Below are 13,233 nucleotides of genomic sequence, written 5' to 3'. Positions count from 1 at the left end.
CACGTTAGGCTCCAAAAGTCATAGATTTATAAATCCACACCTCTGTATACAACTCCTCACTATAAAGGTGATCCAAGTTATATTCTATTGAGATAGATAATTTGTTTATTAACATCTAAACAACAGTAGTTGTTCATGATTTACAACCACAATTAACATCAAAGAAAATGTTTGTCTTAGATCATATCAACCTCAACTATGCCTCGTGCCACAGTGCAGTTTTCTGTACATTCATTGTCATATTCTGAAACACTTTCTTATATTTTTTTAAACTTTGTGGAGATTTCTATGTTAGAGCTCTTGATCGGATTAGTGATTACTATCGCTGTTGGTTACTTTATTGTGAAAGGCTATAAAGCGGCAGGTGTATTACTGACAGCTGGCCTTGCCCTACTTCTTATTACTGGCCTTATAGGTCACACAGTCTTACCCGCTAAGGTCGCTTCAACAGGTAACATGGTTACCGACTCACTAGAATTCGTTAAGTACATGCTTCAGTACCGTGGAGGCGGCCTAGGCATGCAAATCATGCTTCTTTGTGGCTTTGCTTCTTACATGACGCATATCGGCGCAAACAATGTGGTAGTAAAACAATTCTCTAAACCGCTTGCTGCTATCAAATCTCCATACGTACTTCTTGTTGCGGCTTACATCGTAGCGTGTCTAATGTCTCTAGCAGTAAGTTCTGCAACAGGCCTTGGCGTGCTATTGATGGCGACCCTATTCCCAATGATGACGGCAATGGGTATTTCTCGTCCAGCAGCGGTGGCGGTTTGTGCATCACCTGCAGCAATCATTCTTTCACCAACGTCGGGTGATGTGGTTATCGCAGCAGAAAAATCAGGTATGTCTCTTGATATGTTTGCTGTTCAAACGGTACTGCCTGTTTCTATCTGTGCGATCATCGTGATGGCGGGTGCGGCTTTCTTCTGGAACAAATACCTAGATAAGAAAGAAAACACGCCAATGGAAAAAGTAGACGTTTCAGAAATTGAAACGAATGCGCCGGCTTTTTATGCTGCTCTTCCATTCTTACCTATTTTTGGAGTATTTCTATTCAACGGTCGTACCATTCCGGGCCTTTCACTTGATATCTACACCATCGTAGTAGGTTCAATTTTCGTGGGCGCTGTTATCGATTACGTTGTGAAGAAGTTTGACGGCGAAAAAACACTAGAAGACCTAGATTCTTGCTACCAAGGTATGGCCGAAGCATTTAAAGGCGTAGTAATGCTGTTGGTTGCGGCGGGTGTATTTGCTCAGGGCCTAATGTCTATCGGTGCAATTGATAACCTAATCGGCCTTGCTGAATCAGCTGGCGCTGGCGGTATCGCATTAATGCTTATCCTGACTGGTCTAACAGTTGCTGCTGCTATCGCGACAGGTTCTGGTAACGCGCCATTCTATGCATTCGTAGAACTGGCTCCGTCACTTGCTGCGAAAATGGGCTTGAACCCAGCGTTCCTAATCATCCCAATGCTTCAAGCATCGAACCTAGGTCGTACAATTTCACCAGTATCTGGCGTAATCGTAGCGACTTCTGGTATGGGTAAAATCAGCCCATTTGAAGTCGTAAAACGTACGTCTGTACCCGTAATCTGTGGTCTTATTACGGTTATCTTCGGTACGCTTGTATTGGTTCCAATGTCGGCGTAAGCCTTAAGTTTCTAATCTCAAAGAACGAAGAACAAACGAACACCAATACTGAATATAAAATGCGTAAACAAAAAGGCGCTGAACTTAATAAGTTCAGCGCCTTTTTTAATGTCACTTTCTCAACATCGTTAAAACTATCGAGACATGTACAAAATGTATAAACAGTCAGGCTTGAAATAGTGTTATCTCAAAGGAACAAGCCCTACTTCATTTCACCATAGCGTTCTAGATACAGAACCGTGGCAGCGGTACGGGAAGGCACTTGCAGCTTTTTCAGTAGACTCTTCATATGTACCTTAACTGTCGATTCAGAAATGAACAGGTGATCAGCGATCTGCTTATTGCGGTAACCTTTCGCGACTTCTTGAAGGATCTGCATTTCGCGTTCAGTCAGTTGTTCGAAGATATCATTGCGGCTTCCAGCATCATTTAGGTAACGAGCAACCACACTGCTGTAAGCCTTGTCACCGCTGTGTGCTTGCTTAAGCAGTTCAATTAACTCATCGGGTTCAGTGTCTTTCAACAAGTAGCCATCAGCGCCTGCTTTTACAATCGCTTCAATGTCTGCAGGGCTATCAGAAACCGTTAGAATAACAATGTTTGCGCTAGAACCGTCAGTGCGAAGTGCTTTCAAGGTATCTAAACCAGACATGCCCTTCATATTGAGATCCAAAAGGATCAAATCAGGTTCTTCTTCATGAGCAAGAGCAACCGCTTCAGTGCCGTTACTTGCTTCTGCAATCACTTCGAATTCGTCTTCAAAGCTCAGTAATTGGCTTATACCTCTGCGCATCAATGGATGATCATCAACCAGCATTACTTTACAAATCGTCAACTTTAACTTCCTTCAAACTTTTATATTTCAATATGACTGTACAGCCTTCACCTTGCGCCGCTTCAATCGTCAAGTCGCCATTCAGTCTTGCCGCACGCTCCTGCATAATGCTCATCCCGTAGTGGTTCACCTTGGAACTACTTGAGTCAAAGCCATCTCCATTATCTTTTATCACGACTAATACTTCACCGTCCTCATCGATACAGCATACATCTATCAAGTCGGCATTGGCGTGTTTTATTGCATTTATTGTTGCTTCACGAATCAATTGAAGCAAGTGAACCTGACTATGCGCATCAAGCTCGATCGATGAGAGATTATTAGTGAGGTTAATCTTCGCATCGGTTCTCTCGCTGAGCGCCTCAAGCATGGTACTTAAGGCGTCTCCAAAGTTGCCCTCTTTAATGGTCAACCTAAATGTGGTGAGTAGCTCTCTTAACTGGGTATAAGCGTCGGCTAAGCCGTTTCCGATCTCAGACGCGATTTGTTCAGATTGCTCTCGGTGCTGTTGCTCTGGCAGTTTGCCAATCACACGCTTTAATAGTGTAACTTGAATTTTCAAGTACGACAGTGATTGAGCCAATGAATCGTGGAGTTCACGTGCAATCGTGGCACGCTCTTCCATGATAATAAGCTGTTCAGCTTTCTTTTGAGCACGATTGTAGTAGATCGCTCTCGATAGCAGTTGAATGAAGCTTTCGATCAGAGCTTTAGTTGAGTGCCCGTGGTGATATGAACAGTATAAATAGCCGAGAATAAGTTCGTTATCGTCGAGTTTCATCTCAAACTTTTCGTAGTCTAAATTCGAATCGTAACCTTCATCCATAATCAATGAACGGCCTGAGTTATCGACAATCTCGAGCCTCAGTGATCCAATCCCTTCCAAGCTCACGAGATGCTGCAAGATAGCTCGGAAGTTTTCAGGAGCAATACGCGTCACCGTGAGCTCTTGTGACGAGTTATAAAGTGCCTGCAGCGACTGGTTCGCATTTTGCAGCTCAATCGTCTTTGCATCCACCACATCTTCAAGGTTTCGATAAAGCACGCCTAAATCTTTGGCCATCGAGTTGAAGGTTTTGGTCAAAATGCCCATTTCGTTGTTACTGGTCACCTTGAGTTCTACCTCGAAGTCGCTGTTTTTGATTCTTTGGCTCGCACCGACAAGAGCATGTAGCGGTTTAACAACCTGTTTACGTACAAAGTGAACAACAAAAAGAGATATGACCAGAATCCCACCAAGGCCGATACCACCAGCCCACGCTAACTTTATTAACTTGTCTTCAGAGAACTCTTGCAGCTTATAAACGAAGCCATCGATTTCAGCCACGAAGTTTTCAACCAACACGAGATAGTGATCGCGCTCTTCGCTATTCAAGACCTGTTTTAGCTCATGCCAACGGCCGATAATTAAATAGTAATCTTCTGTGATGTCTGTCGGAACATTCCAACTGACCAAATTAGTCATGGATGGCGAGTAAAGAGAACTTTCGAATTCACGAATATGAGATTCATAATCGACAGATTCTATTTGAATATCATGGGCTAAACGGTAGCTTTGCATTCGCATTGAACCGGCCACGTTAACCGCTTCCGCATCATTCAAACTTGAAGCCAAAGTAAAAATGGCAAAGCCAGTCGTAGCAACCGACAACAGCAGTATAGAGAGCAAAGATTTTGCTATCGTACTTGTTACAGATGAAACCGGTTTTATAAGCAAAAGTGCCTTCCTATTGATAAATGACTTGCCAGCGATATCGTATTGTCACACATCAAAAATCATAGCTCCATTCAATATGTGATCACTCGCTCCGTAATTTATTGATCTAAGACAATATATGCCCCCAATTAGCCCTTAGGGGGTATTTATACAATTGTTTCTAAAACTACACTACTTGTGAGGACTCATTACAAGATATTAATAGAATAATGACCTACAATTACAACATCTTAGTAACATCTATAGGTATCTAGTGGTAGATCTATCAAAACGCCGTCTTTTTTCAAGACGAAAAGTTGACTCAAGCCAGATTCGTTTGCCTTGGATTGACAGCCTAGAAAGCTTTACAGATGACTGTACTCGCTGCGGTAAATGCATCGAGAGTTGTGAGACTAAGATAATCATTGTAGGCGATGGTGGTTTTCCCACTGTAGATTTCTCTATTGATGAGTGTACGTTCTGCTATCAATGTGCAGATGTTTGTCCCGAACCCATTTTTAAGCCAAAGCAAGGAGAGCCTTGGCAAGCAAAAGCACAAATCTCTGATAAGTGTTTAGCGCAACAAAATGTTGAATGCCGAAGCTGTGGTGACATGTGTGAACCTATGGCCATTCAATTTGAACTTAGAGCAGGCAGTGTTGCTCTACCAAAAATCGAGTTAGATGAGTGTAGCGGTTGTGGGGCCTGCGTAGCAATTTGCCCTACTTCGGCTATTCTTGTGAGTAATGCATAAAACAAAAATAACGAGAGCAATTTATGGCACTAAATGAAGTGCATATATCAAGTTTAGTCGTGCATGTGAGCCCTGAGCATCTAAATGAGATCAAAGCGGAGATCGATCAATTCGATAACGCTGAAATCTACGGAGATAGCCCTGAAGGCAAAATCATCGTGGTCCTAGAAACTGAAAACCAAGGTTTTGTAACGGACACCATCGAAGCAATAAACAACATTAAGAACGTTTTGGGGACAGCTTTGGTTTATCACCAAATCGAAACTGGACTCGACGAAACGGATTTAGAAACTGGAAGCAACAATTCTCAACTTGAGGGTGAAGTATGAAAATGACAAGACGTGCGTTTGTGAAAGCAAACGCAGCTGCATCAGCGGCAGCCGTTGCAGGTGTAACACTACCGGCAACAGCAACCAACCTGATCGCTAGCTCTGATCAAACAAAAATCACGTGGGATAAAGCGCCTTGTCGTTTTTGTGGTACGGGCTGTTCAGTACTAGTAGGTACTCAAAACGGTAAAGTGGTTGCGACTCAAGGCGATCCAGAAGCTCCTGTAAACAAAGGCCTTAACTGTATCAAAGGCTACTTCCTTTCAAAAATCATGTACGGCAAAGACCGTCTAGAACAACCTCTTCTTCGTATGAAAGATGGTGAGTTCCATAAAGATGGTGATTTCGCACCCGTATCTTGGGACAAAGCGTTCGACGTGATGGCTGAGAAATGGAAAGCTTCACTGAAGAAGAACGGTCCAACAGGTGTTGGTATGTTCGGTTCAGGCCAATGGACAGTAATGGAAGGCTACGCAGCCGTTAAGATGATGAAAGCGGGTTTCCGTTCAAACAACATAGATCCAAACGCTCGTCACTGTATGGCTTCTGCTGTAGTAGGCTTCATGCGCACTTTCGGTATTGATGAGCCAATGGGTTGTTACGATGACTTTGAACACGCAGACGCATTCGTACTGTGGGGTTCAAACATGGCAGAAATGCACCCAGTACTATGGACTCGTATTACAGACCGTCGTCTAAGCCACCCACACGTTAAAGTAAACGTACTGTCTACTTACTACCACCGTTCTTTCGAGCTTGCAGACACGGGTTACATCTTCAACCCTCAGTCTGACCTTGCGATCGCAAACTTCATCGCAAACTACATCATCCAAAACGATGCGGTTAACTGGGACTTCGTGAACAAGCACACGAACTTCAAGCAAGCAACGACAGACATCGGTTACGGTCTGCGTGACGATGATCCACTACAGAAAGCAGCCGCAAACCCTAACTCAGGCGAAATGACTGCTATCTCTTTCGAAGACTACAAAGCGTCTGTTGCTGAATACACAGTTGAGAAAGCGTCTGAAATGTCAGGTGTATCTCAAGAAGACCTTATCAAGCTGGCTAAGCAATATGCCGATCCAAACATCAAAGTAATGTCACTTTGGACTATGGGTATGAACCAACATACTCGTGGCGTATGGATGAACAGCCTTGTATACAACATCCACCTTCTTACAGGTAAGATTTCTACTCCAGGTAACAGCCCATTCTCACTAACTGGCCAACCGTCAGCGTGTGGTACAGCGCGTGAAGTTGGTACATTCGCTCACCGTTTACCTGCCGATATGGTGGTTGCTAACCCTAAACACCGTAAAATTGCAGAAGATATCTGGAAACTTCCAGAAGGCACCATTCCACCGGTACCCGGCGCTCACGCTGTTCTTCAAGACCGTATGTTGAAAGACGGTAAAATCAACGCTTACTGGGTAATGTGTAACAACAACATGCAAGCGGGTCCAAACATCAACACTGAACGTCTGCCAGGTTACCGTAACCCAGATAACTTCATTGTATGTTCTGACCCGTACCCAACGGCAACAGCTCAAGCGGCTGACCTCATCCTTCCAACAGCAATGTGGATTGAGAAAGAAGGCGCTTACGGTAACGCAGAGCGTCGTACACAAGCATGGTACCAACAAGTGAAAACTGTAGGTGAAGCTAAGTCTGACCTATGGCAAATCATGGAATTCTCTAAGCGCTTCACTATTGAAGAAGTTTGGGGTGAAGAACTGGTTGCGAAAATGCCTGAGTACCGTGGCAAAACCATGTACGACGTGCTTTACAAAAACGGCAACGTTGATGCATTCCCACTGTCTGAAGCTCAAGAGCTTAACGACGATGCACAAGCTCAAGGTTTCTACGTTCAAAAAGGTCTATTCGAAGAATACGCAGCCTTTGGTCGCGGCCACGGTCACGATTTAGCACCATACGATCGCTACCACCAAGTTCGTGGTCTACGTTGGCCTGTTGTTGACGGTAAAGAGACACTATGGCGCTTTAAAGAAGGTTCAGATCCATATGCTAAGAAAGGTTCTGATTGGGACTTCTACGGCAAACCAGATGGTAAAGCACTGATCATCAATGCACCATACGAAGCGCCACCTGAAGTACCAAACGATGAATACGATATGTGGCTATGTACAGGTCGTGTTCTTGAGCACTGGCACACAGGTACTATGACTCGTCGTGTACCAGAACTTTACAAAGCAGTACCGGATGCACTTTGTTACATCCACCCTGCTGATGCTAAAGCTCGTGGTCTTCGCCGTGGTGATGAAGTTCTTATCGAAAACAAACGTGGTGAAGTACGCGTTCGTGTTGAAACTCGTGGTCGTAACCGTCCACCACAAGGCTTGGTATTCGTACCATTCTTTGATGCAAGAATTCTGATCAACAAGTTGATCTTGGATGCAACGGATCCTCTGTCTAAACAGACGGATTACAAGAAGTGTCCAGTTAAGATCACTAAGGTCGCTTAAGGACAATATGTTCTTACCACTTAGCTCGTAGATCTGACGTTTTTAATATTGCGACTGCTTTTTTCGTTACTTTTTGAAAGAAGTAGTCCACTCAAAGAATTAGCCTTTAGGCGGAGAAATTAACCATGAAAAAACTGATTACTGCCCTACTATCAGCTGGTCTTTTGCTAGCTGGTGCAGTTCAAGCTGAAGCTGAACTGGATAACCCAGGCGGCATTGGTGGCGTAGAATCTCTACGTGGTGCAAGTGAACTTGAAGCAACTCGCGCAGCAGATGACTTCAAAAAGTTCCCTCGTGACCAAGTACTTGAGAGTGACTACGTATACCAACCACCTCTAGTGCCTCATACTATTCGTAGCTATGAAGTTTCTCTTAACGCTAACAAGTGTCTTTCTTGCCACAGCTGGAAAAACGCAAAAGAAATGGGTGCTACTAAAGTGAGTGTAACTCACTACATGAACCGTGAAGATGCGGTACTTGCAGACGTATCACCTCGTCGTTACTTCTGTCTACAGTGTCACGTACCTCAAGCTAATGCTAATCCACTAGTTGAGAACGAGTTCAAACCTGTAGATTCACTGCGTTAATCGTAGCCGGACTGTAAGAGAGGCTATATATGATAAAATTACTTAAAGCGTTTTGGAAAAGACTTGCGACACCAAGCAAAGCAGCCGTAGGCGTTGTTTTGTTCTTGGGTTTCTCGGGTGGTCTTTTGTTCTGGGGTGCATTCAACACGGGTATGGAGGCAACCAACACGGAAGAATTCTGTTCTGGCTGTCACGCACCTATCGTTGCTGAAATCCAAGAGACAATTCACTACTCTAACCGTTCTGGTGTTCGTGCTATCTGTTCAGACTGTCACGTTCCTCATGAATGGACAGATAAAATTGTTCGTAAGGTTCAAGCATCTAAAGAGCTATACGCACACTTTATTGCGAAAACCATCAATACTGAAGAAAAGTTCAAAGCACGTCGTGCTCACCTAGCGGAACGCGAATGGGCTCGATTGAAGAAGAACGATTCACTTGAGTGTCGTAACTGTCACCAGTTTGATTACATGGACTTCTCAGAGCAGAGCCCCCGTAGTGCGAAACAACACTCGACTGCGCTAGCTTCTGGTGAAAAAACGTGTGTAGACTGTCACAAAGGTATTGCACACAAACTACCAGACATGCACGGCGTTGAAGGCTGGCAATAAGGAGCGATTGAATGAGTACTTTAGAAAGCGTAATTTGGCACATCCTAGGTTACAGCGCTATGCCAGTTATCATTCTTGGTGGCTTTGCAGGTGTTGCAGCCGTATCTCTTTGGATTTTATCTATGGGTAAAGACAAAGAAATCGATTAACAATCGAGATTCCATCAACTTCTACCAGATAATTCTGATATGAGTTGATACGAAAAAGCCACTGATTTCAGTGGCTTTTTTTATTGTCTGGTGCTTCGTATTTCGACTGTTAAGGTATTCCTACTGTTAAGTAAGAGGCAAAACGTTAAGCTTGGTTTTCCGAAGCTTCTGGATCGACGTTCTCTTTATCGACATCTTCCTTATCAAGAATCGGCAGCACCTGCTTTACGGAATCCCGACAACAATACTCTCATATCATAAAAACTGTAGACCCATTGTTTAAACGGAATAGCCAGATACTGCTTATATCGGATTAAATATAATGAGGTGCCAATAAAGAAGCCCACTCTGCGATAAAGTAAGATTTCAAAAATTTTACTTATGAACGGTAACCCTAAAGAATATTAATACGTCCAACACTTAAAATGGGGCGATTTTTACTTCGTAAATATTTCATTTGTATTTACATCAAGATAAATTTTGTTTTCAAGGGACAACCCACCACAATAAATAAAATATACATCTCGATTGCTGTACTTAACAGATTTCACCCATCCGCCTAATTCTTCAAAATCACTTGGGGCACACTCCCCCTCAGAGATCAGTTTAGCCACCGAATTACGGAATTTTTCTTGATGGATCTTGAGATCATCAGACTTAACCAAATAGGAATCCAATATCTCTTTGCTTTCTTTTTCCGAAATAATGACTTCATCATTCGATAAGCCTGACATAGAGACCCATTCCGCCGTCTGTGGGCCGCCATCTTTAAGGACAATATAGTCTGAGATACGAGCCCATTCTCCCTGTTTCTCGAGTACCTCCACCTTTTCCCCTTTGTAGAGGTAATCCGTTATCAAGCCATCAATTTCAGGTTGCTCGACCACTTCTAGCTTTCTCTCCAAAACGTAAAATTCCGTCTGCTCTGGTTCAGGCTGAAGATCCATGATGGGTACGAGGTCAGATTCAGATTGCTCGGTAGCTTCTAACGCCGGCTCTTCCGTTTTCTCTTGTGGGATTGGTGCTTTATTCATGACTAAGAAGTAGTATGCCGCTCCTCCCCCTCCGCCCAATATCAACAACACAAGTAAAGCGATCAGCGCTTTTTTCATCAAATCCACCAGCTCTTCCGTTATAGGTATGTCTCAAGTGTACATCAACTCATGCTGCTGCTCATCTATACTCTCAGTAGAGCGCACGGTAAGTAGAGGAAAGTCATGAGTTTTTGGGGGAAAGTTATCATTGTAAGCGTAACTTTGAGTGCCAATGTCGCTCTAGCGAATCATTGTGACCGTGAAAACTGGCAAACACTGTTGGATCGTCAGCTCTCTTTTGAAGGTCGCTATAGTCAGTACACCAAAGAGTTCAACCAAGTTCTTTCAACCTATGAGTCACAGACATTGTTATCTAAACACTTTAATGAAAAGCAGATCATTGAGCTTTGGGCAAAGTACGAAGAAAGGTTTAATGTGCAGCTCAATAGTCATATGAATACCGCGTATGACGTCTCCGAGGTTTTGCTACAACAGGCGTATTTTGTGTCTAGTGAACTTGAAGGCGCTGACTCTCTAGCGTATTCATGGCAAGCCGTCGCCAAACACTGCACCAAAGCAAAACTCCCACGCCAGGCAGAAAGCGCGCAGGTGCACGTCCAAAGCTCACAATCACTCTCCCAAGATCTCCATACACTCAGTGAAAAATTCCGTCAGCTGTCTTCAAAATACCGCAGAGAAGCGACGATGATTGACGAAGCCCGCCACATAAACCAACCAGCAAACGGTGCATCAAACTGAAATCACCATTAGATTCTCTCACTCGTTCGACTGGACTTTTCCGATAAATATGCTCAATCCCATTCATAATATTCTAAGAACTCGTTAATCAAAGCTTTATCAATAGGTTGTGAAAGTAATGTGCTATCTATCAACAATGAGGTTCAATTTCCGACCAATGCAAGCGAGTATGTGAGATATTCATCACAAAATAGATTTACAAACGCCAGAAAATTGTTATCATGAATCTTCATATAACTTAATAACAAGAAACATTTTGGCTAGGTAATATGCAAAAGACTATGGCTTTCAACTGCTTGAGTAACACGGAATGGACTGCAGAGATAAGAGGTAAACTTTTATCTGTAGCTAAACACATGGAAGAGTTCGGTTCAGTAAGTGAGCTAGAGCTATGTAAGATATTTGGAGAGACAATTTGGAATGACGGCGTGGATTATCATTCACATGCTTTTTCATTCAGAATTAATGCACAAACTGGGGATTGTTCAATCTCTAACTTTAAGTATCACTAAGTTTTGCACCTATCATATACGGAGTACCTTTCACGAGGTGCTCCGTTTTTTATTGCTTGAAGCCTGACACTTAATGGATGATTTTTGATATTGACCGCGCTTCTACTTCAGGAGTAAACCATTTCGTTTTCAGCTCATTCTGCCTTCGTGTTACTGCTCAGAGTTTGGCTTAATCGGTATAAATTGGCAGTGGTGCATTGCCTTTTACTTGTCTTATCGCAAGGTGGGTATGAATATCTTTCACGTTAGAGAGCCTTTGAAGTTTTCTTGTAAATGCCTCGTAGGCCATCAAGTTCGGGCTAACCACTTCTAGCAAATAGTCATAAGCCCCAGATACAACGTGGCAACTGATCACCTCTTCCATCTCTACAACAGCCGCCTCAAACTTATCTATCGACACTTCTTGGTGGTTGTTTAGGCTCACCTCAACAAACACACTCATTGCGATGCCGACTTGTTCTCGTGACAAGCTCACACGATAACCGTCAATAATGCCCTTTTCTTCTAGCCTTTTGACTCGTCTTGCACAAGGCGAAGGTGATAAACCCACTTCATCAGCAAGTTCAGCCGTGGTTAACCTGCCATCTTTTTGTAGCAGTTCGAGAAGATGCCTATCAATTCTATCCATAGTAAATGCCAAACATTAGTTAAATCCGTTAATTATTTGGTGAATATTAGCAGAAATCATCAACGATAGTTCAATTTTAGCCAAAACTTGCCAACCTGTGGCACACCAACTGTTCCATAATGAGTCATCACCCACTCTCCTTCTATATTATGAATCTTGGCTACTTATCTATTACTGTCACCCTACTCATTTGGGCGAGCTTTTTTCTTTCTCTTAAAGGCGGCGCAAATTCAGATTTAACACCTGCCGATATCGCTCTCACAAGATTTCTCATACCGGCTTTGGTGTTATTGCCTTTGATGTGGAAAGCACGCAGCGCAATTGCCGTCGTCCCTAAACGGTATCTAACGGGTATGTTCGTAGGTAGCGGATTACCTTATCTGCTTGTTGCCGGAACGGCCATGCAGTTTGTTCCGGTATCTCATGGCAGTGCTCTTGTTCCGGGCACGCTTCCTCTGTTCGTTACAGGAATTGCGGTACTCTTTTTTAAGCAGCCACTCAGCCGACATCGTGTTGTTGGTTTAGGTTTGGTTTTGCTCGGCATACTGTTGTTTTTAGGGAGTAGCTTAAGCAGCTTCAACTTCGAATACACCAAAGGTCATTTGTTGTTTTTATGCGGAAGCTTAATGTGGGCGATGTTCACCATCTCAGCCCGTGTCGCTAATCTTAATGCGTTAGTCAGTGCCGGTTTTATTTCTCTCTGTTCTACTTTGCTTTTACTCGTCCTAATCCTGACTGGAACCCTCCCAAGCCACCTAATGGACACACCAATCGCTAATTGGCCCTTCACGGAGCTTGCCGTTCATTCAACAGTGCAAGGCGTTGGGGCGGGTTTAATCGCTGCGTTCACTTACCTTTATGCGGTTAATACCTTAGGGGCTGAACGCTCTGCCGCTTTTGGCAGTGCAACACCCGCAGTGGCGACCTTGTTGGCGATCCCACTATTCAACGAGATTCCTGATGCGATGACTTGGCTCGCCCTTGGTTCTATTTGCATCGGCAGTTTGGTCGCGAGCAACATATTCATGAGAAACGACCAGTCGATGCAGTACCAACCGCCAAGCCATAGCAAAGCCTGATACTGCGTTCAAACCTAAATACAGTTCCCCTAAGCATCGATTTTAGGGCTTGTAGTACACAGATAAGCCTGCCAACGCAGGCTTATCTAAAATCTGCTTTTTCTAAACTCGCTTCTCC

The 13,233-nt window shown here is 43.6% G+C and carries 14 protein-coding genes; 10 read left to right on the top strand and 4 right to left on the bottom strand.

All coding sequences use genetic code 11. The features are described 5' to 3' along the window. Positions 1 to 288 precede the first annotated feature (288 nt). The gene (gene dcuC / locus AB4323_RS08805) at positions 289 to 1,656 is read left to right on the top strand and encodes an anaerobic C4-dicarboxylate transporter DcuC (protein ID WP_372152203.1); all 1,368 of its coding nucleotides are present in this window, start codon (positions 289 to 291) and stop codon (positions 1,654 to 1,656) included. Positions 1,657 to 1,858: 202 nt separating this feature from the next. Here dcuC and AB4323_RS08800 read toward each other — a convergent pair whose 3' ends face one another. Further along, on the bottom strand, positions 1,859 to 2,491 hold the full coding sequence (locus tag AB4323_RS08800) for a response regulator (protein WP_017062609.1): 633 nt from the start codon (positions 2,489 to 2,491) through the stop codon (positions 1,859 to 1,861). Continuing rightward, positions 2,478 to 4,208, bottom strand: coding sequence for a nitrate/nitrite two-component system sensor histidine kinase NarQ (gene narQ, locus AB4323_RS08795; RefSeq protein WP_017062610.1), 1,731 nt, complete (start codon positions 4,206 to 4,208; stop codon positions 2,478 to 2,480). Before narQ ends, AB4323_RS08800 begins: the two co-directional genes overlap by 14 nt. 253 nt (positions 4,209 to 4,461) lie before the next feature. Here narQ and napF point away from each other — a divergent pair, with 253 nt between their 5' ends. From napF to AB4323_RS08765, 6 genes are all read left to right on the top strand, one after another. After that, the gene (napF, locus tag AB4323_RS08790; RefSeq protein ID WP_017062611.1) at positions 4,462 to 4,941 is read left to right on the top strand and encodes a ferredoxin-type protein NapF; all 480 of its coding nucleotides are present in this window, start codon (positions 4,462 to 4,464) and stop codon (positions 4,939 to 4,941) included. A 23-nt stretch (positions 4,942 to 4,964) separates the two neighbouring features. Next, positions 4,965 to 5,270, top strand: coding sequence for a chaperone NapD (locus AB4323_RS08785; protein WP_017062612.1), 306 nt, complete (start codon positions 4,965 to 4,967; stop codon positions 5,268 to 5,270). Further along, positions 5,267 to 7,756: a periplasmic nitrate reductase subunit alpha gene (napA, locus tag AB4323_RS08780; RefSeq protein WP_017062613.1), complete on the top strand. Its 2,490-nt coding sequence runs from the start codon at positions 5,267 to 5,269 to the stop codon at positions 7,754 to 7,756. Before AB4323_RS08785 ends, napA begins: the two co-directional genes overlap by 4 nt. Before the next feature lie 125 nt (positions 7,757 to 7,881). Continuing rightward, positions 7,882 to 8,343 (top strand): nitrate reductase cytochrome c-type subunit, encoded by a 462-nt coding sequence (locus AB4323_RS08775; RefSeq protein ID WP_102428554.1) that lies wholly within the window; start codon positions 7,882 to 7,884, stop codon positions 8,341 to 8,343. A gap of 29 nt (positions 8,344 to 8,372) precedes the next feature. Next, complete coding sequence (locus AB4323_RS08770) at positions 8,373 to 8,954, top strand: NapC/NirT family cytochrome c (RefSeq protein WP_009845456.1); 582 nt, start codon at positions 8,373 to 8,375, stop codon at positions 8,952 to 8,954. 11 nt (positions 8,955 to 8,965) lie between these two features. Next, on the top strand, positions 8,966 to 9,103 hold the full coding sequence (locus AB4323_RS08765) for a TIGR02808 family protein (protein WP_010430103.1): 138 nt from the start codon (positions 8,966 to 8,968) through the stop codon (positions 9,101 to 9,103). Between the two features lie 437 nt (positions 9,104 to 9,540). On the opposite strand, the gene AB4323_RS08760 is transcribed toward AB4323_RS08765, so the two are convergent. Further along, a complete protein-coding gene (locus AB4323_RS08760) occupies positions 9,541 to 10,224 on the bottom strand; it encodes an SH3 domain-containing protein (protein WP_372152201.1) in 684 nt (227 codons plus the stop codon). 96 nt (positions 10,225 to 10,320) lie between these two features. Between AB4323_RS08760 and AB4323_RS08755 the strand changes: the two genes are divergently transcribed. After that, positions 10,321 to 10,896, top strand: a complete 576-nt coding sequence (locus tag AB4323_RS08755) for a hypothetical protein (protein ID WP_102428556.1) — start codon at positions 10,321 to 10,323, stop codon at positions 10,894 to 10,896. A 269-nt stretch (positions 10,897 to 11,165) separates the two neighbouring features. Further along, complete coding sequence (locus tag AB4323_RS08750; protein ID WP_017062621.1) at positions 11,166 to 11,408, top strand: hypothetical protein; 243 nt, start codon at positions 11,166 to 11,168, stop codon at positions 11,406 to 11,408. A gap of 169 nt (positions 11,409 to 11,577) precedes the next feature. On the opposite strand, the gene AB4323_RS08745 is transcribed toward AB4323_RS08750, so the two are convergent. Next, positions 11,578 to 12,036 carry an Lrp/AsnC family transcriptional regulator gene (locus AB4323_RS08745; protein ID WP_017062622.1) on the bottom strand — a complete coding sequence of 153 codons (459 nt, stop codon included), beginning with the start codon at positions 12,034 to 12,036 and terminating at the stop codon, positions 11,578 to 11,580. Positions 12,037 to 12,185: 149 nt separating this feature from the next. On the opposite strand from AB4323_RS08745, the gene AB4323_RS08740 reads away from it, so the two are divergent. After that, positions 12,186 to 13,115: a DMT family transporter gene (locus tag AB4323_RS08740; protein WP_017064490.1), complete on the top strand. Its 930-nt coding sequence runs from the start codon at positions 12,186 to 12,188 to the stop codon at positions 13,113 to 13,115. Positions 13,116 to 13,233: the final 118 nt, after the last annotated feature.

Origin of the sequence: Vibrio sp. 10N.261.52.C11, assembly GCF_041471405.1 — a bacterium.
In the GTDB taxonomy this organism is placed as follows: domain Bacteria; phylum Pseudomonadota; class Gammaproteobacteria; order Enterobacterales; family Vibrionaceae; genus Vibrio; species Vibrio crassostreae_C.
This window is presented reverse-complemented; position numbering and strand designations above follow the sequence as displayed.